This is a genomic window from Mycolicibacter heraklionensis (assembly GCF_019645815.1).
GTDB classification, from domain to species: Bacteria; Actinomycetota; Actinomycetes; order Mycobacteriales; family Mycobacteriaceae; genus Mycobacterium; species Mycobacterium heraklionense.
The window spans coordinates 1757613-1777155 of sequence record NZ_CP080997.1 but is presented as its reverse complement, the minus strand read 5'-3'; the positions used below and the strand labels follow the sequence as shown (position 1 = coordinate 1777155).

Here is a 19543-nt window from a genome sequence, read left to right as displayed (position 1 = left end):
AGGTAAGGCAAGGCTTGCCTGATGTCGCTCTTATGGTTAACGTTAGCCGGCGTTCTACATAGACAGAAACCTCACATCAGATGAGGTAACGATAAGGAGAAGCAATGCAGCTCGCCCTGGCCGACGGTTCGACCGACCGCGGCACCGCATTTAACACCCGCGCCACGGGCCTCCTGGCCGCGGGTGTCGCCCTGGCCGGCGCCGGCGTGATCGCCGTCAACCCGGTCGCCCCGATGATCAGCGCGGTCGCCCAGCAGCCCGCCGTCGAGCTCACCGCCACCACTGGCGAGAACCTCGACCACATCATGGACCTGCTGACGGGCCCGAACCCGATCTTCACCGCCCTCGGCGAGCTGGGCAGCTACTACGGCCAGGTCGCCAGCGACAGCTTCGCCGGCGTGCAGGATGGCCTCGAGATCATGTGGTCCGGCGGCGGCCGGGTCATCGGCCTGGAGAACCTGATCCCGCAGGTCACTGAGTTCCTCCAGCAGGGCGACACCCTCAGCGCCTGGAACGCGATCAACAACGACATCCTGTACAACATGAACGGCATCTTCCAGCCGCTCTTCGACCACACCGTCCGTGGCACCGGCGAGTTCGTGCCCGGCGTGATGGGCATCGGCGCCGACCTGACCCATGTTTGGGCGGCCGTGCAGGAAGTCTTCGGCGACTTCAACTTCTGGAAGACCACCGCCAAGTACCTGTACGAGCCGATCACCGGCTTCACCTTCGCGTTGTCGGAAAACCTGACCGGCGTGCCCGACGGCATCGAGCACACGGCGCAAGACCCGCTCGACGCACTGCTCAACGGCTACATCACGTGGGACTCGGAAACCGGCGAGAACACCGGCCAGTGGTGGGGCCTGCTCACCGAGCAGGGCACCTTGTCGTATTTCCTCGACTTCCTGCCGGGCAAGATCGCCGACGCGCTGACCTCGACCATCCCGGTCGACGCCGACCCCGGTGACGCAGCCGCGGCCGCCAGCCTGCTCGACTTCGGCTGGCTCGACGGCCTGTTCAACTAGTAGCACCACCCGTCTCGCGCGGGCTGGAGGCAACTCCAGCCCGCGCGTGCACGAGAGCCGGGTTCGGGCCCCCTCGGGCCCGGGCCCGGCTCAAAACATTGCCATTGACTAATGGCACCATTGACTGTTGACTCAGTCACATGATCCTTGGCCGATCCCCCAAACGCAGCCATGGGGCCTCCGCCGTCGTCACCGGCGCAGGAAGCGGCATCGGAGCCGCATTCGCCATCGAACTCGCCCGCCGCGGCAGCGCCGTGGTCTGCAGCGACATCGACGATGACGCCGCCCAACGCACCGTCGAGGCCATTACGGGCACGGGCGGCCGCGCCACCGCCGTGCACTGCGACGTCGCGAAAGTCGACGACGTCGCCGCGCTGGCCGACGCCGCACAGTCCTGGTTCGGCCACTCGCCCACCCTGGTGATCAACAACGCCGGCGTCGGCGCCGGCGGAGAGCCGATCGGCACCATGTCGCTGGACGACTGGAACTGGACGCTCGGTATCAACCTGTGGGGCCCGATCCACGGCTGTCACGTCTTCACCCCAATCCTGCGGGAAGCGGGCCCGGAGCAACCCCGTCAACCCCGCGGCATCATCAACGTCGCCTCGGCGGCGTCCTTCGGCGCCGCCCCGGAGATGGCGGCCTACAACGTCAGCAAGGCCGGTGTGCTGTCACTGTCGGAGACCTTGGCCGCCGAGTTGTCCGGTACCGGCATCGGGGTCACCGTGCTGTGCCCGACGTTCGTCAAGACCAACATCGTCGAATCCGGCCGGATCACAGCCCAATCCAGCGACGCCGCCAACCTGTTGATGCGCTGGACCGGGCTCTCCGCTGGGCGCGTTGCCCGCGACTGCCTGGACACCCACGACCGCGGCGGGCTGTACTGCATGCCGCAGCTGGACGCCAAAATCGGTTGGAACATCAAACGTTTCGCGCCGGAGACCTTCACCCGAACCATCGGACTGGCATTCCGTGCCAGTGCAGCACTACCGGGCCGGGCCGACTGAAGGAGAAGCAGATGGCTCTCGACATGGACGTCATGCTCGCCAAGATCAAGGATCGGCAGTGGGCGCTGGCCGATATCGACTGGGACGCACCGGGAGCCGAGCTGATCCGTCCCGAGATGGCGCCCGAACTCAAGAAGTTCATGGCCGACCTATGCTGGATCGAGAACATCGGCGCCCGCGGCTTCGCGGCCATGGCGCGCAAGGCGCCCACCGCGACGCTGGCCGAGATCTACCGGTACTTCCATGCCGAGGAGCAACGGCACGCCAATGCCGAGCTGGCGCTGATGAAGCGCTGGGGCATGCTCGAAGACGGCGAGATACCCGAGCCCAACGTGAACATCCGGCTGGCCATGCAGTGGCTGGACGACTACTCCGACGACTTGCCGCTGTCGGTGCTGGGCACGGTGATCCCGATGCTGGAAGTCGCACTCGACGGCGCGCTGCTCAAGTTCCTGCTCGACGAGGTCGACGACCCGGTGTGCCACCAGGTGTTCGAGAAGATCAACAACGACGAATCACGGCACATCGCGGTCGATTTCGAGGTGCTGGAGCTGATTGGACACGCCGACGCCCGCAGGCTGGCGATCGAGTTCGTCGGCACCGTCGCCTCCCCCTCACTGATCGTCGGGGCGCTGATCTCGATCCCGTTGCTCACCCGGATCCGCAACGAGGTGATCGGCATGGGACTGGATCCCCAGCGGCTGTACTCGGCACTGATGCGTTTCACTCAGTTCGGCGAACGCGGCGAACACACCCGGCGGGTGCCGGCCTACCAGGTGATCAAGCGCTACTCAGGCTGGATGGCCAACCCGAACAGCCCGTACCATCTGCTGGCCAATCCGGCGGTGTGGCTCTCCGGCTTCTACCCCAAGCGGCTGCTCAAGCCCATCCCGAGCTGGTTCAAAGAGCTCACCCACGAACCGGCGGCCTGAGGTGGCGCGCGCGCACATCTACCAGACGCTGATCGTGGGCGCCGGGTTCACCGGAATAGGCGCGGCGATCAAACTGACGGAGGCGGGCCTCGCCGGCGCCGACGAGATCATCATCCTGGAGCGCAGTGACCGGGTCGGCGGCACCTGGCGCGACACCCGCTATCCCGGTGCGGCATGCGACATTCCGTCGCTGCTGTACTCCTTCTCCTTCGTCGCCAACCCCGGCTGGTCGCGGGCCTACCCGTCGGCCGACGAGATCTGTGCCCACATCGAGGACATGGTCGACCGGTTCGACTTGCGCCGCCACATCCGGTTCGGCACCGATGTCACCGGGCTGGCGTTCGATGAGGGTGCCGGCGTCTGGACGGTGTCGGCCGGGAGCACGAAGTTTCGGGCCCGCACCGTGGTGCTGGCATCCGGGCCGCTGCCGGACTCCAGCTTCCCCGCCATCCGCGGCCTGGAGAGCTACACCGGCCACAAGATCCACAGCGCTCGCTGGGACAGCGACTACGACTTCACCGGCAAGAGGGTCGCAGTCGTCGGCACCGGCGCCAGCGCGGTGCAGATCATCCCGGAGCTGGTCGAGCGGGCCGGGTTCGTCAAGGTCTTTCAGCGCACTCCGGGCTGGGTGATCCCCCGCCTGGACATAGCCATGCCGGCCGCAGTGCAGGATCTGTTCGCCAAAGTCCCTGCTGCCCAACAGCTTGCCCGCCAGGCACTGTTCTGGGGGCACGAGGCCAGCGCCACCGCATTGGTGTGGAACACCCCGCTCAGCGGCCTGGTGGCTCAACTGGGCAAAGCCCACCTGCATGCGACGGTCAAGGATCCCTGGCTGCGGCGCCAGCTCACCCCGGACTTCACCCCCGGCTGCAAGCGCATGCTGATCTCCAGCGACTACTACCCGGCACTGCAGCGCGACAACTGCAAGCTGATCGCCTGGCCGATCGCCACGGTCAGCCCGTCGGGCATCCGCACCAGCGACGGCGTGGAACATCAGCTGGACGCCATTGTGTTCGCGACCGGCTACGACGTGCACCTGACCGGCCCACCGTTTCCGGTCACCGGACTAAGCGGCCGGTCCCTGGCCGCGGACTGGAGCGGCGGCGGTCAGGCCTTCAAGAGCATTCAGGCCCACGGCTACCCGAACCTGTTCTTCATGACGGGCCCCAACTCCGGGCCGGGCCACAACTCACTACTGGTCTACGTCGAAGGCCAGATCGACTACGTGGTGCGTGCCGTCGGCGCAATCCGCAGGGGAAGCCTGCGCTACCTGGATGTACGTGACGAGGTGCAACGCCGCCACAATCAACAGCTCCAGCGGCGGCTGGGCAAGACGACCTGGATGTCGGGCTGTCGCAGCTGGTATTTGACCGAGGACGGTTTCAACGCGTCGATGTACCCGGGGTTCGCGACGCAGTATCTTCGGCAGATGCGCAGTTTCCGCCTCGCCGACTACCACGCGGTGGCATGACCGCACCGGATCGTCCCGCCAAGCCCGACTCCATCGCCGGGGTGCTGGCGAATCTGCGGCGGGTGCCCCGCCGAGTACGGCGCGAGTCCCGCGAGGTGATCGAGGCCGCGGTGACGCAGCTCTTCGAGATCGTGGTGCGTCACCCGGGCGGCAACACCGCATCCCGGGAGTACCGGATCGACGACCTGGCCCGACTGGGCGGCACCACCACGCGCAACGTGCGGGTGTACCGGGACCGGGATCTGCTGCCACCGCCGCGACGAGTCGGGCGGATCGCGTTGTACAACGACACCCATCTGACCCGGCTGCGGCTGATCACCTCGATGCTCGACCGCGGCTACACCATCGCGCACGTCAAAGAGATGATCGGCGCCTGGGAACAGGGCAAAGACCTCGGCGACATCCTGGGCCTGGAAAGCGCGATCGCCGGCAACTGGACCACCGAACGGCCCGAGACCATGCCGCGTGCGGAGGCCGAGCGGCGAATCGGCGACCCGCCGGCGATGCGCAGGCTGGTGGCACTCGGGGTGATCCGGCTCAACGAGGCCGACTCCCTGGCCACCATCACCCGGCCCAAGCTGATCGAAGCGTTCAACGAGGTCCGCGGCTACGGCATCGCCATCGACAAGCTCATCGACCTCTACGAGGAGACGCTGCCGCACATCGATGCGATCAGCCAGATGTTGGTGCGCGCCGGCGCCGAACACGTGCTGAAAAGGGTCCAGCCCGGTGCACCGCTGCCGGCCGACACCGAGATCGCCGAGCTGATCGGCATGCTGGTGCGGTTCCGCACCCAGGCCGTCGCCTCGGTCACCGCCACCCTGGCCTCGTCGATCGAATCGACCATCGAGTCGATGGTCAGCGGCCTGCTCACCGAGTCGCTGTTGCACTGACGCCGCGTCGCGGGTAGGGGTCTCCCTAGGCCAGCGCGAGGAACAGCTTCTCGAGTTCGTCCTCGGAGAGCGGGGCCTTGCCGTTGGCGGATTCACCGGACAGGCACTCGCGAAGCCCACTCGCGACAATCTTGAAGCCCGCCCGATCCAGGGCGCGCGAGACCGCCGCAAGCTGGGTGACCACATCCTTACAGTCGCGGCCGCCCTCGATCATCGCGATCACTCCGGCGAGCTGGCCGTGCGCACGGCGCAGCCGGTTCAACACCGACTTGACGCTGTCTTCGTCATCAAGCACGTGAGGTCCTCTCCCCGAGCTGCCTGTTATACCCTACAGGGTATCCCAACAGCAGGGCGGGCCGCAGATTCAGCGGTCGGCGATCAGATACGGCGCCAGGGTGGCCAGCTTCTCGCAGGTCTCCTCGAATTCCCGCTCGGGCCGCGACTCAGCGATGACACCCGCGCCAGCCCGCAGCCAGCAACGCCCGCCGCCCTCGTAGGCAGCCCGCAACGTCAACGCGGCATCCAGCCCGCCGTCGGCCGAGAACATCACCACCGCGCCGGAGTACAGGCCCCGTGGGCACTCGTCGAGCCGCAGGATGGCGTCGATTCCCGCCGATTTCGGGATCCCCGACGCGGTGACCGCAGGAAACAGCGCCTCCAGGGCATCCATCCGGTCCCGTGCGGCATCCAGCCGCCCGCGCACCGTCGACCCCAGGTGCTGGACGCTGCCCCGCTCCCGCACGGTCATGAAGTCCGCGACGACGGTACTGCCTGGCTCGGCGATCTCGGTGATCTCGTCCACCGACGTGCGTACCGAGATCGCGTGCTCCACGATCTCCTTGGCATCGGATTCCAGGTCGGCTCGAACCGCTGCGTCGATCGCGGGATCGCCGGTGCGTGCGCGCGTCCCGGCCAGCGGCTCGGTGACCACCACACCGTCGCCGCGCACCTCGGCCACCAGCTCCGGGCTGTACCCGAGCGCCCGGATCCCGCCCAGCCGCAGCAAGAATGACCGAGCCGGAGTGTTGTGGCGCCGGCCCAGTCGGTAGGTCGACGGGAAGTCCAGCGCGAACGGCACCTCGACGCAACGCGACAGGATCACCTTGCGGTAGCTGCCGGCGCGGATCTCCTCGACCGCGGTCGCCACCCGATCCCGATAGCCGGCACCGTCGGCGTCGACCACAATCGGCGACGGCTCGGCCAGCGCGGGAACACCGTCGGCCAACAGCCGCTCCAGCACCGCGACTGCGCGGTCGCTGTGTCCGAACAGCTCGACTGTCTCGGCGGTGACGACGATGCGGGTCTGCGGCCAGAACACCCGCGCCAGCGCGGTGCCCGGCGCCAACCGGTCCTGCAACCCGAATCGGTAGGTGCCGAATTCGAAGGCCACCCAGCCGAATACCTCGGCGGCCTCGAGCAGCAACCGGTCCACTGCCTCACCGAGCACTGCGGCCGGCCGGCCTCGCCAATGTTCGCGACGCACCACCCCGTCGCGGACCGTGCGCAGCTCGTCGCTGTCCAGCTCAACGGCAGCGCGCACACCGGCCGCCAACGTCCAACTTCCGGCGCGCTCGTAGAGCAGGTACTCCTGAGCGTCATGTTCCGGCAGTTCCACGGCCAGCGCGGCGGCCAGGTCAGCCGGCTCGACGCCCGGCGGCAACGGCACCGACAACGCGGCTTCGGAAACCGTTTCTACACCGACTTCGGACACGGTTAGTAAATGTAGCCTAACCTACCAAGTGATGTGCGCCTCGCCCCGCGAACCCGCGTGCGCAACCTCAGCCGGGCAGCAGGGCCAGCAGTCTCGCTCGCGCTTTCACGTGCAGCTGTTCGAACTTGGAATTGCGCTGACGTTCCATCTCCGCGGCCATCCGATTGCCCAGGTCCTCCAACTCCGCGTCGGTCAGGTCGACCGGCGCCGGCGGAGGTACCAGGTCGCGCTCCTCTTCGTCGGCGTGCGCTTCCAGGACGGTGAGGAAGGAATTCCACTCGTCCACATACCGGGGTGAGCTGGTCGGAGTCCGCAATGCAACCGCGAGCTGGTCGTAGATCTGCCGGTGCTCGGCGTGTGCGATCGCGATCAGCCGGCTGGCCGCGGCCAGCGCCGGATAGTAGATGTCGTCCTCGATCTTCATATGGATGGTGAACTCTCGCAGCAGCTTGTCGAGGGTCTCCTGCCGCTCGTCCGATCCAACCGGGGCGGCCTTGAGCTTGGATCCCAATCCGCGCAGCACGTTGTGGTGGTTCCGCAAGACGGTGTAAGCGTCACTTATTGTGCGATCTCCTTCTGTTCCGCGATTTCGGGGCACTCCAGGGTCTGCGGAGCGAGGTATTTCACCCGGCCCTCACCGAGTGGCGTCGGCACGCCGTCGCGCAGCTCGACCATCCCGTCCTGCACCCGCGCCTGGTAGCAGGGCAGTGGAGCGGCGGCCGGTCCGCGCACCACGGCACCGGTCTGGACGTCGAACTGCGAGCCGTGCCACGGGCAGACGACCCGGCCGCGGTCGAGCCAGCCGTCCTCCATCGGCGCGGCAAGGTGCGGGCACAGCCCGGCGAACGCGGACACGTTGTCGCCGTCGCGGCACAGCACCACGCCGACCCCGTCGACCTCGACCCGCTTGAGCTTCTTGCCGGCGGGAAGCTCCGCCTCCGGGAGCACCGGCGTCCAGTCGTCGATGCGCAGCCGCTCACCGGACTGGTCGATACCGATCCCGGAGCCGAACACCAGTGCGCCGCCCAGGAATCCACTGGCGGAGGTGATGCCATAGCCGACCGCGCTGGTGATGACGCCCCGCAGGTGCCGTCCACGGCGCCGGTCCCGCCAGGATTGGATGTACAGGCCCGTGGCGACGAGGTTCAGCACGCCGTGCACCAGCCCGATCCGTCGGTCCTTTTCGTGGGTGTGCTGCCAGTCGGTGACCCCGGTGGCCGCCGAAGCCAAGTTGGCCGCAATCCCCAGACTCAGGGCGCGCTGGGCGAACCGGGACGCGTCAAGCATTTCCGTCGCGGACTTGCTCGGCAGCAGGCTCAGCGCGTCCAAGGCGACCGTAGTCCCGATGGCGCCGGTGGTCAGCGACGCCAGCGGCGGATGCACGGGGTGCCCCAACCACACGCCGTTCAAGAAGTTGGTCACCCGGTTCCGCGCCCCGCCGAAGGCGTTGAACACGAAGCTCAGCACGTTCTCCAGCCGGTAGCTGGGCCGGTCCATCCATTCCTGTCGTCCAAGAACTTCCAGCACTCGGCCGCCGGCCCCGTGCGCCCGGTCCTCGGCGCCTCGCACCCGTTGAACTGCCATCCCGTCGCCTCCATCCACCTCTGGGCTAACCCGATTGCAGCCCCGTTTGCAGCCTCGTTTGCGGAGCTATACCCCGGAGCGTATCCGCATGTACGATTTACTACAAGTAACGGGTTACGATATTGCTGCACGCGCCTGACTTCCGTTGCGCGATAACTCCACCGTAGGTCCAGCCTGTTCCCCAAATCTGTTATTTGGCATTGCATTCGATGCCATTTTGAGCAGTGGCAGGCGACCCCCAACACAGACCTGGCAATACCAAGACAAGATAGCTGTGAATGTGCTGGCAACGATTTACCTGCGGGAGACGCGAGTGCTGCGGAGCGGCATATAACCGCATCTGCGGTTTATTGATTGGCCCTGCGGTCCACCCGCCGAATCAGTGACACCGACCACAGCCACCGGATCGCAGTGATGCGTTACAGGCGTTCACAATTCGGTATCGGTCCGCACACAACGGTTGGCAACGCCACCATCCGCGCGGACTATAGAGGCATGCTAAGTATTCGCAAACTCGTGGGATCGATGTTCGTAGCGACAGCCGCCGCGGCGATCGCGCTCGCCCCGACAGGCGTGATGCTGATGACCGGTTCGGCGGGCACGCCAGGCCAGACCGCGGTCGCCCAACCGCACGGTTCCGGCGGCCCCGACGGCAACGGCGGGGGAAGCGGCTGTGGCCATGACGCCGGTTGGCAGGGCTGCGGTGGCTTTGTCCCCGGCCAGGGCGGATTCGGCCACGGCTGCTTCAACGGCATCTGCGGCAGCTGGGACGGCAACCGCGGTTGGTTCAGCGGCTGATCGGCGCCCGGATCGCCACTAGCCCAGCAGCGACCGCACCACCGCGTCGGCCAGCAGCCGACCGCGATCGGTGAGCACCAGCCGCTCACCGTCGGTGTGCAGCAAGCCGTCGCTGACCGCGGTCGCGGCGCGCTCGCGCTCCTCGGCATCCAGGACCGCCAGCGCCAGCCCGTCGCGCATCCGCAGTCGCAACATCACGTCCTCGGTGTGACGGTCGGCGGCGGAGAGCTCTTCGAAGCCGGCCACCGGCAGTAAGTTGTCCCCCAGCAGCTGCGCGTAAGTGTTGGGGTGCTTGACGTTCCACCAGCGCAGCGCGCCGTCGTAACTGTGTGCGCCCGGGCCGGCACCCCACCACCGGCCACCTCCCCAGTAGCCCAGGTTGTGCCGGCAGGCCGCGCCGGGCCGACTCCAGTTGGACACCTCGTACCAGTCCATCCCGGCCGCCCGCAGCCGGCCGTCGACCAGCTCGTAGCGGTGCGCCGCCACATCACCCTCAGGTGCGGGTAGTTCCCCGCGCCGCACGCGACGGGCCAGTGCGGTGCCGTCCTCCACGATCAGGCTGTAGGCCGAGACATGATCCACGCCCGCCTCCAGCGCCGCGTCCACCGAACGCAGCAGATCGTCATCGGTCTCGCCCGGGGTGCCGTAGATCAGGTCGATGTTGAGGTGCTCGAAGCCCGCGGCCCGCGCCTCGCGCGCGGCAGCCACCGGCCGGCCCGGCGAATGGATCCGGTCCAGGGTGGCCAGCACGCGCGGCGACACCGACTGCATGCCCAGCGAAACCCGGGTGTAGCCCGCGGCGCGGATCGACTCGAAGAACTCCGGTGACGTCGACTCCGGGTTCGCCTCGGTGGTGACCTCGGCGTCGTCGGCCAGTCCGAAGTGTTCGCGGACATGGTCGAGCACGCGCGCCAGCCGCGCCCCGCCCAGCAGCGACGGGGTGCCGCCGCCGACGAAAACCGTGTCGGCCCGCTGCCTGCCCAGCCGGGCGGCCGCGAGCTCCAGTTCCTTGTCCAGCGCCGCCACCCAGGCGTCGGGGTTCGCGCCGCCCAGCTCCGCCGGGGTGTAGGTGTTGAAGTCGCAGTAGCCGCACCGGATGAAACAGAACGGCACGTGCACGTACACCCCGAACGGGCCGTCGTGGCCGCGCCGGGCCGGCGCCACGTCGGGCAGCGCTACGGCAGTCGGGGTCGGCGTCATGGGGCCCGATCATCCCACGCCGGCGCGGGCGGCGCCGTTCGTCAGCGCCTCAGTCGGATCGCGCGCCGGTCCCCGGTGTGTCCTCGGACAGCGCCGTCACATAGTGGGTCAGCGAACCGACCGGAGCGGCCGCGGCGGCACCGCCGCGCGACACGCACGCCGGCCAGGCCCCGGGCCCCCGGTTGGCCATGATGCGCTTGGCGACGGCGATCTGCTGTTGCGCCGACGCCTGCGAGGGCAGTCCCACTCCGCCGTTGTCGTCCCAGTCCGCGACGCTGATCTGCAGCCCGCCGTAACCGCCGTCACCGGTATCGGCTGACCAGTTACCGCCGGACTCGCAGAGGGCGATGGCTTCCCAGTCGATCGGGTCGGCGCTGGCCGCGCCGGACAATTCGGCGGCGCCGGCCAGCAGCACGCCCGCCGTCAGCGTCGCTGTGAACTTCCTCATATCAACTCCACCTTGCTGGCCAGCCAGCGTCCGTCGACCTTGTCCATGGTCATCCGGATCCGGCTGTGGTCGAGCACGGGTTCGGGATTGTCGGCGTTACGCACCGCCTGGTCGACCAGCAGCACCACCACGGCGTGGTTACGGTCGGCGGATTTCAGCACCGCCTCGGCGACGTGCCCGCGCGCCGTCGCCCTGTTGTCTATCAACTGCTGACGCAACCGCACGCTGGAACGGGTGTGCATGGTCCGGAACTGGCCGGTCGATCCGTCGGTGATGTCGGCGAAGTCGCGATCGATGTTGTCGGCGTCGATATTGCTCAGTCGCAACACATATGCCTCGGCCGCCTCCAGGGCCTGCTCACCGGCGAGGTGGGTTTGATAATGCTGGATCGCCAGCCATCCGCCGCAACCGACCGTGGCCGCCAGCGTCGTCACGGCCAGCCAGCGCCGCAGCTGGGCACGGCCGCTGGTACGCCGGGGCGGGTCGGCCACCGGCAATGGTTCCCACGCCGGATCCCATCCGAAGTCGACACTCACCTGTCCCACCCGCCTTCCGATCGGCTGACCGTCTGCGGCGGCCCGGTACCCAGGTGCATCGCCCCCGGGCCGTTCCGATCCGCTCCCCCGGGCCGACCGCCGCGACGTCGAGCCCCAGATGAGTTTTGCTCACGATGATCACAACTTTGCGCCGGTAAGGAAGATTTTCGGCATCCATGGCATAATCGCCGGTGTGACCGCCGCCTACTGCACCTCGTCTGGGGTTGCCCTGGTGGCTCGGCGGCATATCGATTTCAAGCGTGTCTGCAGCTGTCGCTGTCTGCCTTGATGTCGTAGAACCGCCCACCTGTACTTTCCAGCTGGCCGCCGGATCTGCGCCGCCGGAGACAGTCGCCGGTGAACTGCGCTCAATCCCGCCGGCTCCTCTTTGAAGGAGAATCGATGACCGCCACTCCATCCGCTCCCCCGGCCCGGGCTAAGCGCAGTGAGGCCCAGTGGGCGCTCGGCGAAACCGAACCGGCCAACCACAACGAGCAGTTCAAGCAGGAAGACCCGGCCCTCAATGTGCAGGCCCGGATCCTCGACGTCTACTCCAAGCAGGGCTTCGACAGCATCACCAAGGACGACCTGCGCGGCCGCTTCCGCTGGATGGGCCTCTACACCCAGCGTGAGCAGGGCTACGACGGCACCTTCACCGGCGACGAGAACGCCGACCTGCTCGAGGCGCCCTACTTCATGCTGCGGGTGCGCTGCGACGGCAAGCCGATGTCGGCCGCCGCCATGCGGACCCTCGGTCAGATCTCGGTCGACTTCGCGCGGAACACCGCCGACATCTCCGACCGCAACAACCTGCAATACCACTGGATCGAGATCGAGAACGTCCCGGAGATCTGGAACCGCCTGGATGCGGTCGGGCTGCAGACCATCGAGGCCTGCGGCGACTGCCCGCGCGGCATGCTCGGCTCGCCCCTGGCCGGGGAATCGCTCGACGAGGTGCTCGACCCGTCCCCCGCACTCGACGAGATCGTCCGCCGCTACATCGGCAACCCGGAATTCGCCAACCTGCCGCGCAAGTTCAAGACCGCCGTCTCCGGTCTGCCGGACGTCGCCCACGAGATCAACGACATCTCCTTCATCGGCGTCAACCACCCCGAGCACGGCCCCGGGTTGGACCTGTGGGTCGGCGGCGGCCTGTCCACTAACCCGATGCTGGCCCAGCGCCTCGGCGCGTGGGTGCCGCTGGACGAGGTGCCCGACGTCTGGGAGGCCGTCACGAGCCTGTTCCGTGACTACGGCTATCGCCGGCTGCGTTCCAAGGCCCGGCTGAAGTTCCTGGTCAAGGACTGGGGCGTCGAGAAGTTCCGCGAAGTTCTCGAGACCGAGTACCTCAAGCGCCCGCTGATCGACGGGCCGGCGGCGGCACAGCCCACCGCGACCGTCGACCACGTCGGGGTGCAGAAGACCCGCAATGGCCGCAACGCGGTCGGGGTGGCCCCGATCTCCGGTCGGGTGAACGGCGAGACGCTGCTCAAGGTCGCGGAATTGATGGAGCAGGTCGGTTCCGACCGGGCCCGGTTCACGCCCTACCAGAAGCTGGTCATCCTCGACGTTCCCGACGAGAAGGTCGACGGCCTGGTGGCGGAGCTGGATGCGCTGGGCCTGCCGTCCAACCCGTCGCCGTGGCGGCGCAACCTGATGGCCTGCACCGGGCTGGAGTTCTGCAAGCTGTCGTTCGTCGAGACCCGCGTGCGGGCCCAGAGCCTGGTCCCAGAGCTCGAGCAACGCCTCGACGACCTCAACGCCGTCCTGGACGTGCCGGTCACGGTCAACATCAACGGGTGCCCGAACTCATGTGCTCGGATCCAGGTGGCCGACATCGGGTTCAAGGGTCAGATGATCGACGACGGCAACGGCAACTCGGTCCCCGGCTTCCAGGTGCACCTCGGCGGCAGCCTGGGCGCCGACAGCGGGTTCGGCCGCAAGCTGCGCCAGCACAAGGTCTACAGCGACGAACTCGGCGACTACATCGAACGGGTGGTCCGTAACTTCATCAAACAACGCAGCGCTGGTGAGCGTTTCGCGCAGTGGGCGGTGCGTGCCGAAGAAGACGATCTGCGATGAGGCCCCACAGCGAAGCGGAGCTGCGTGAGCTGGCCGCCCAGGGCGCGGCCGAGCTCGACGGCGCCAGCGCCACCGAGCTGCTGGAGTGGACGGATGCGAACTTCGGCGGGGTGAACGGCCCCCGAGGTGGCGCCACCTGCAACTACGTGGTGGCCTCCAACATGGCCGACGCAGTGCTGGTGGACCTGGCGGCCAAGGTCCGCGCCGGGGTTCCGGTGCTGTTCCTCGACACCGGCTACCATTTCGCCGAGACCATCGGCACCCGCGATGCGGTGGAGGCGATGTACGACATCGCGTTGGTCAACGTCACCCCGGAGCAGACGGTGGCGGAGCAGGACGCCGCCCACGGCAAAGACCTGTTCGGGTCCAATCCGGCGCTGTGCTGCCGGCTGCGCAAGGTCGAGCCGCTGTCTCGCACGCTGCGCGGCTACTCGGCGTGGGTCACCGGGTTGCGCCGGGTGGAGGCGCCGACGCGTGCCAACGCCCCGCTGATCAGCTTCGACGAGCAGTTCGGTCTGGTGAAGGTCAACCCCCTCGCCGCGTGGACCGATGACGAGATGGACGCCTACATCATCGCCAACAACGTGCTGGTCAACCCGCTGATCGATGAGGGCTACCCGTCGATCGGCTGCGCGCCGTGCACCATCAAGCCGGAGGCGGGTGCCGATCCGCGCAGCGGACGCTGGGCCGGCCTGGCCAAGACCGAATGCGGGCTGCACGCCTCGTGACCACCACGCTGGTACTGACCGCGCACGGCAGCCGGGATCCACGCTCGGCGGCCAACACCCGTGCGATCGCCGGGCACCTGCGCCGGGTGGCGCCCGAATACGCCGTGCGGGTGGCGTTCTGCGAACACAGCACCCCGAACCTGCGCGATGTGCTGCGTGAGACCACCGGCGACACGATCGTGGCCCCCCTGCTGTTGGCGAGTGCCTACCACGCCCGCGTCGATATTCCGGCGATGATCGCGGAGTCCGGCGTTGATCTGCGGGTGGCTCCGACGCTGGGCGAGGACAGCCGTCTGGTGCAGGTTCTCGGCGAACGCCTGACCAGCGCCGGTGCCTCGCGATTCGACCCGGAGCTGGGTGTGGTGGTGGTCGCGGTGGGCTCCTCGCGTGCGGCGGCCAATGCCCAGACCGCCACGATCGCAGCTCCGCTGTCTCGCGGAACACGTTGGGCCGGAGTGGAAGTCGCCTTCGCCACCGAGGGCCCCCAGCCGTCGGTGCCCGAAGCCGTCGAACGCTTGCGGGCACGTGGCGCCACCAAGCTGATGATCGCCCCGTGGTTCCTGGCCCACGGCAGGATCACCGACCGGGTCGCGGCCTACGCCGCACCGGCGGGGATCACGATGGCCCAGCCGCTCGGCGCGCACCGCCTGGTGGCCGCGACCGTGCTGGACCGCGTGGAAGACGTCCTGACGGCGCGGGCCGCCGCCTGACGGACGGCGGTTCGCCAAAGACCGCTCCGCAGTGAGACCCGTCACAGCGCTCATCACCACCCTTCACCCTTAGTATGGTTAGCCTAACCTACGTAAGGAGCTTGGGTGACGTCCACGGGCGAGGATCCCCTTATCGCGAGAATGGTAATTCGTCGGCGGTTCGCGCTGCACGAATCCTGTACCAGGCTTCGCCAGCTCCATCCGCATTGCCCCCGAACCTACGGTGTCGCGGTTCTCGCTGACGTCAACAAGCGCCGATGGTTCCCGTTGGATTCGGTTTTCACCATCGATCGCCTGCGGGTCCGCTTCGATGAGACCGCCGCCATGACAGACCCACGCGCGGCAGGAAACGTCCTGGCCGCGCGGCTGGTCCACGAAGTGCTGGGGCGGCTTCTTCCGCTGGTGCTACTCGAGGGACGCGCGTGGGACGCCGGCCTGGAGAACCTGTGGGTGCACTTCGACCGCGACAACGACATCGACTGGGTGGCCGTTGTCGACCCGACCGTGCGCGTGCTTCCCGACGACCCCTGGATCCACGAGAAGGGCGAGCGCGGCCACACCGACACGGTGGTGGTGCTGCCCAGCGAATCGGCCCTGACCACCTGGGCGGCCCACCGCTGCCACCGAACTTTGGCGCCGCTGTTCGTCTGGCTCCATGCGGTGTGCGAGGGCGCGATCTCGATCGCGTCGATGTGGCAGCTCCTGGGATCGACGGTGGTGGTCGCGGCAAACCAGCTGCCACGCCGCACCGAGCAGGACGAGGCCGTCAGCTTCCGGCGCAGTCAGGCCATCCTGGACGCGATGGTCGGCTTCGGCCTACCGGTGCGGGGGCCCGCCATGCCGGCGTTCCAGCCGAAGACAGCCCCCCGTCGGGTCCCCACCGGCACCGCTTCGAGTTCGGGCGGGCAACGGCTGTGAACACCGGCCCCGACTTCTCGATGGTGGTCGGCTTTGGCAGCGACATGGGCAACGCCGAAGACGCCGCCATGTCGTTCGCCGAGGCCTTCGAAGAAGCCACCGGTCTCAGCGTCGAAGCCGTCGAGCTCAATCAGGTCGACATCAGTGACCTGCACTCGGCCACCCACCTCATCGTCGTCACCTCGACCTGGGGCGACGGCGAGTTTCCCGACAACGCCACGCTGTTCTGGGAGGCCCTGAGCGCCGACGCCGCCGACCGCCTGGAACACCTGAGTTTCGCGGTGCTCGCCCTCGGCGACACCGGTTACGACCTGTTCTGCAACGCCGGCCGACTGCTCGACGCACGGCTGGAGCAGTTGGGCGCCACCCGGTTGGCCGAACGCGTCGACATCGACGGCTCCTATGCCAAGCCGGCCGCGGCCTGGACGACCGACGTCGTCAAACTCCTGACCGCCGAGCACACCGCCCCCGGTGGGGGCGTCGTCGTATCGAGCCGCGCCGCGCACTCCCCCGATCAGGCCACACCGACCAACCCCGACCGAGATCACCCCTTCGAAGCCCGCGTAATGGTCAACAAGCTGCTCACCGCGCCCGGATCCGACAAAGAGGTCCGCCACTACGAGCTGGACCTCACCGGCTCCGGCATCGCCTATGCCGCAGGCGATTCCCTGGCCGTGCATCCGACCAACGACCCCGCTCTGGTCGACGCCATCTTGGCCGAGTTCGGGCTGGGCCCCGAACACACCGTGCCCGGCCACGACGAGCCCCTCGGTGTGCTGCTGACCCATCACCTCGAGATACGGACGCCGTCGCGAGCACTGCGGGAGCTGACGGCCTCACGCACCCGCGACGCGCATGCCGCAGCTGCGCTGGGCGGGAATGCCGATGCGGCACAGGACTCTTGGCTCTACGGCAGAGACGTGCTCGACCTGATCAGACTGGGCACGCTGACCGCTGACGAGGTGATCGACACGTTGCGTCCGCTTCAGTACCGCGACTACTCGATCGCCTCGAGCCCACTGGTCAGCCCCGACCACGCGCACCTGACCGTCGCGACCGTGCGTTACGCCCTCGCAGACCGCCACTATGGCGGCGTGGCTACCTCGTTCCTGGCCGACCGCGCCGACACCGTGCGAGTACACCTGCGGCCCAACCATTCCTTCCGACTGCCCGGACCCGATGTGCCCGTCATCATGATCGGCCCCGGGACCGGGGTGGCGCCGTTTCGCGCGTTCCTGCAAGAACGCCGCGCCGCCGGCGCCAAGGGACGTTCGTGGCTCTTCTTCGGGAATCGGCGCAGAGCCGGCGACTTCCTCTACCGGAACGAGTTCGAGGACCATCTCAGGTCAGGGGTGCTGTCCCGGCTCGACCTCGCGTTCTCCCGCGACGACGCCACCGACACACCGAATCGGTATGTCCAGCAACGCATGTGGGAGAACTCGACGGAGCTCTTCAGCTGGCTCGAAGAGGGTGCGCAGCTCTACGTCTGCGGCGATGCCGAACGTATGGCCAAGGACGTCGACGCCGCACTGCATGCCATCGTGGCCAGCGCCGGCAACATGGACACCGCTGCGGCGCACGCCTATGTCAACCAGCTCATCAAGACCCATCGCTATCTGCGGGACGTGTACTAGCCGGCGCAGGGTCGGCTTACCCTGACGCCGGTACCGCCGCGCCCACCGCCGCCACGTCGCTCAACGGCGGGATCCGGGTGGCCCGCACGTAAACGGTGTCCCCCTCGGCCAACGCGAGCGCCTCGGCGTCCCCGCGGGTGATCTGGGCGGTGAACGGCACCTGGGTCGCGGCATTGGTGAGCTCGACCCGCACCTCGAAGCCCAGCGTCACCACCCGGTCGACGGTGGCACGCAGCACCCCGACCCCGTCGGCGCCGTCTACCGTTGCCGCGGACACCGCCATGTCGGGGGTGCGGCCGACCCGGATGTCGTGCGGACGGACCAAGGCTCCGTTGAGCGAGGACACCGCGCCCAGGAACGACATGACGAACGCGTTCGCCGGCGCGTCATACACCTCGGTCGGGGTGCCGAGCTGCTCGATGCGGCCCTGATTCAGCACGGCGATCCGGTCCGCGACGTCCAGCGCCTCGGCCTGGTCGTGAGTGACCAGCACCGTGGTGACGTGCACCTCGTCGTGCAGGCGGCGCAGCCAGGCCCGCAGGTCTTCCCGGACCTTGGCGTCCAGCGCCCCGAACGGCTCATCGAGCAGCAGCACCTGCGGGTCCACCGCAAGGGCCCGCGCCAGGGCCATCCGCTGGCGCTGACCGCCGGACAGCTGGTTGGGGTAGCGGGTCTGGAAACCGCTGAGCCCCACCACTTCGAGCAGGTTGTCCACCTTCTCTTTGATTTCGGCCTTGGGTCGCTTGCGGATCTTGAGCCCGAACGCCACGTTGTCGCGCACCGTCATGTGCTTGAACGCCGCGTAGTGCTGAAAGACGAACCCGATCCCGCGCCGCTGCGGCGGAACCCCGGTGACGTCGACTCCGTTGATGGTGACCGTCCCGCTGTCCGGGTGGTCCAGGCCGGCGATGGCCCGCAGCAGAGTCGACTTGCCCGAGCCGCTGGGCCCGAGCAGCGCCGTCAGCGAACCGGACGGGACCGCGAAGTCGACGTTGTCCAATGCGACGAAGTCGCCGTAGCGCTTGTTCGCCCCGCGCACCGTGATTGCGTTGCTCATTTGTTTCCCTTTCCGGCCCGCACGTCGAGCACCACCTGAACGATCAAGACCAACACCGACACCGTCATCAGCAGTGTGGACAAGGCGTAGGCGCCGTATTCGGCGCCGCGGTTGTAACGGTCGGACACCAGCAGTGTCAGCGTCTGGGACTTTCCGGGCAGGTTCGACGACACGATCAACACCGCGCCGTACTCGCCGAGCGTGCGCGCCACCGTCAGCACGATCCCGTAAGTCAGCCCCCAGCGGATGGATGGCAGCGTGATCCGCCAGAACGTCTGCCACCAACTCGAACCCAGCGTCGCCGACGCTTCCTCCATATCGGTGCCCAGTTCGTGCAGCACCGGTTCGACTTCCCGGATCACGAACGGCAGCGTGACGAAGATGCTGGCCAGCACGATGCCGGGCAGGCCGAAGATGATCTTGAAACCCCAGTCGTTCTCCACGAAGCCCAGCAGCCCCGCGGATCCCCACAGCACCACCAGCGCCACACCGACGATCACCGGCGAGACCGCGAATGGCAGGTCAATGACCGCCTGAAGCACGCCCTTGCCGCGGAACTTGTTGCGAGCCAATACTAATGCTGTCGGAATACCGAAGACGACGTTCAGCGGCACCACGATCGCCACCACCAGCAGCGACAGTTGCAGCGCCGAGATGGCTGCCGGTGTGGAGATGTAGTCGAAGAACTGTCCGAGCCCGGGCGCGAAGCTGCGCCACAGGATCAACGACACCGGGACGATCAGCAGCAGGCCGATGTAGGCCACCGCGAGGAAGCGGAGCAGGTAGCGGATTTTCCGTGACGACGTCAT

21 protein-coding genes are annotated in these 19543 nt (G+C 67.7%); 12 read left to right on the top strand and 9 right to left on the bottom strand.

The features are described from left to right. The first annotated feature begins 104 nt into the window (after nt 1-104). The 5 genes from K3U94_RS08375 (at nt 105) to K3U94_RS08355 (ending at nt 5328) form a co-directional block, all read left to right on the top strand. Nucleotides 105-1025 carry a hypothetical protein gene (locus tag K3U94_RS08375; RefSeq protein ID WP_047319986.1) on the top strand — a complete coding sequence of 307 codons (921 nt, stop codon included), beginning with the start codon at nt 105-107 and terminating at the stop codon, nt 1023-1025. 140 nt (nt 1026-1165) lie between these two features. Next, entirely contained in the window at nt 1166-2032 is an 867-nt protein-coding gene (locus tag K3U94_RS08370; protein WP_047319985.1) for an SDR family NAD(P)-dependent oxidoreductase, read from the top strand. A gap of 11 nt (nt 2033-2043) precedes the next feature. Continuing rightward, entirely contained in the window at nt 2044-2964 is a 921-nt protein-coding gene (locus K3U94_RS08365) for a hypothetical protein (RefSeq protein ID WP_047319984.1), read from the top strand. 1 nt (nt 2965) lies between these two features. Further along, nucleotides 2966-4435, top strand: coding sequence for a flavin-containing monooxygenase (locus K3U94_RS08360; RefSeq protein ID WP_220696202.1), 1470 nt, complete (start codon nt 2966-2968; stop codon nt 4433-4435). Next, the gene (locus K3U94_RS08355) at nt 4432-5328 is read left to right on the top strand and encodes a MerR family transcriptional regulator (RefSeq protein WP_220696201.1); all 897 of its coding nucleotides are present in this window, start codon (nt 4432-4434) and stop codon (nt 5326-5328) included. Before K3U94_RS08360 ends, K3U94_RS08355 begins: the two co-directional genes overlap by 4 nt. 25 nt (nt 5329-5353) lie before the next feature. On the opposite strand, the gene K3U94_RS08350 is transcribed toward K3U94_RS08355, so the two are convergent. From K3U94_RS08350 to K3U94_RS08335, 4 genes are all read right to left on the bottom strand, one after another. Then, nucleotides 5354-5623: a metal-sensitive transcriptional regulator gene (locus K3U94_RS08350; protein ID WP_220696200.1), complete on the bottom strand. Its 270-nt coding sequence runs from the start codon at nt 5621-5623 to the stop codon at nt 5354-5356. Between the two features lie 69 nt (nt 5624-5692). After that, nucleotides 5693-7039, bottom strand: coding sequence for a salicylate synthase (locus K3U94_RS08345; protein ID WP_220696199.1), 1347 nt, complete (start codon nt 7037-7039; stop codon nt 5693-5695). Between the two features lie 67 nt (nt 7040-7106). Continuing rightward, nucleotides 7107-7601 (bottom strand): hemerythrin domain-containing protein, encoded by a 495-nt coding sequence (locus K3U94_RS08340; protein ID WP_220696726.1) that lies wholly within the window; start codon nt 7599-7601, stop codon nt 7107-7109. Next, nucleotides 7598-8623 (bottom strand): Rieske (2Fe-2S) protein, encoded by a 1026-nt coding sequence (locus K3U94_RS08335; protein WP_220696198.1) that lies wholly within the window; start codon nt 8621-8623, stop codon nt 7598-7600. Before K3U94_RS08335 ends, K3U94_RS08340 begins: the two co-directional genes overlap by 4 nt. 525 nt (nt 8624-9148) lie before the next feature. Here K3U94_RS08335 and K3U94_RS08330 point away from each other — a divergent pair. Further along, nucleotides 9149-9421 carry a hypothetical protein gene (locus tag K3U94_RS08330; RefSeq protein ID WP_412178212.1) on the top strand — a complete coding sequence of 91 codons (273 nt, stop codon included), beginning with the start codon at nt 9149-9151 and terminating at the stop codon, nt 9419-9421. 18 nt (nt 9422-9439) lie between these two features. Here the strand turns inward: K3U94_RS08330 and hemW are convergent, their stop codons facing one another. The 3 genes from hemW to K3U94_RS08315 are packed head-to-tail and all read right to left on the bottom strand — an operon-like array spanning nt 9440 to nt 11605. Further along, nucleotides 9440-10621: a radical SAM family heme chaperone HemW gene (hemW, locus tag K3U94_RS08325; RefSeq protein WP_220696197.1), complete on the bottom strand. Its 1182-nt coding sequence runs from the start codon at nt 10619-10621 to the stop codon at nt 9440-9442. A gap of 49 nt (nt 10622-10670) precedes the next feature. Continuing rightward, nucleotides 10671-11069, bottom strand: a complete 399-nt coding sequence (locus K3U94_RS08320) for a transglycosylase family protein (RefSeq protein ID WP_220696196.1) — start codon at nt 11067-11069, stop codon at nt 10671-10673. After that, nucleotides 11066-11605: an Rv1363c family protein gene (locus tag K3U94_RS08315; protein ID WP_230987504.1), complete on the bottom strand. Its 540-nt coding sequence runs from the start codon at nt 11603-11605 to the stop codon at nt 11066-11068. Before K3U94_RS08315 ends, K3U94_RS08320 begins: the two co-directional genes overlap by 4 nt. 118 nt (nt 11606-11723) lie before the next feature. Between K3U94_RS08315 and K3U94_RS24355 the strand changes: the two genes are divergently transcribed. The 6 genes from K3U94_RS24355 (at nt 11724) to K3U94_RS08290 (ending at nt 17677) form a co-directional block, all read left to right on the top strand. Beyond that, entirely contained in the window at nt 11724-11894 is a 171-nt protein-coding gene (locus tag K3U94_RS24355; RefSeq protein WP_350355354.1) for an Ms4527A family Cys-rich leader peptide, read from the top strand. Nucleotides 11895-12007: 113 nt separating this feature from the next. Continuing rightward, a complete protein-coding gene (locus tag K3U94_RS08310; RefSeq protein WP_220696195.1) occupies nt 12008-13687 on the top strand; it encodes a nitrite/sulfite reductase in 1680 nt (559 codons plus the stop codon). After that, the gene (locus K3U94_RS08305; RefSeq protein ID WP_047319974.1) at nt 13684-14415 is read left to right on the top strand and encodes a phosphoadenylyl-sulfate reductase; all 732 of its coding nucleotides are present in this window, start codon (nt 13684-13686) and stop codon (nt 14413-14415) included. The genes K3U94_RS08310 and K3U94_RS08305 overlap by 4 nt, the downstream gene beginning before the upstream one ends. Further along, nucleotides 14394-15125, top strand: a complete 732-nt coding sequence (locus K3U94_RS08300) for a sirohydrochlorin chelatase (protein WP_220696194.1) — start codon at nt 14394-14396, stop codon at nt 15123-15125. Before K3U94_RS08305 ends, K3U94_RS08300 begins: the two co-directional genes overlap by 22 nt. 105 nt (nt 15126-15230) lie before the next feature. Next, entirely contained in the window at nt 15231-16043 is an 813-nt protein-coding gene (locus K3U94_RS08295) for an iron reductase (protein WP_230987502.1), read from the top strand. Next, nucleotides 16040-17677, top strand: a complete 1638-nt coding sequence (locus K3U94_RS08290) for a diflavin oxidoreductase (RefSeq protein ID WP_220696193.1) — start codon at nt 16040-16042, stop codon at nt 17675-17677. Before K3U94_RS08295 ends, K3U94_RS08290 begins: the two co-directional genes overlap by 4 nt. A 16-nt stretch (nt 17678-17693) precedes the next feature. On the opposite strand, the gene K3U94_RS08285 is transcribed toward K3U94_RS08290, so the two are convergent. Further along, nucleotides 17694-18734, bottom strand: coding sequence for a sulfate/molybdate ABC transporter ATP-binding protein (locus tag K3U94_RS08285; RefSeq protein WP_047319972.1), 1041 nt, complete (start codon nt 18732-18734; stop codon nt 17694-17696). Then, nucleotides 18731-19543 (bottom strand): sulfate ABC transporter permease subunit CysW, encoded by an 813-nt coding sequence (gene cysW, locus K3U94_RS08280; protein ID WP_220696192.1) that lies wholly within the window; start codon nt 19541-19543, stop codon nt 18731-18733. The genes K3U94_RS08285 and cysW overlap by 4 nt, the downstream gene beginning before the upstream one ends.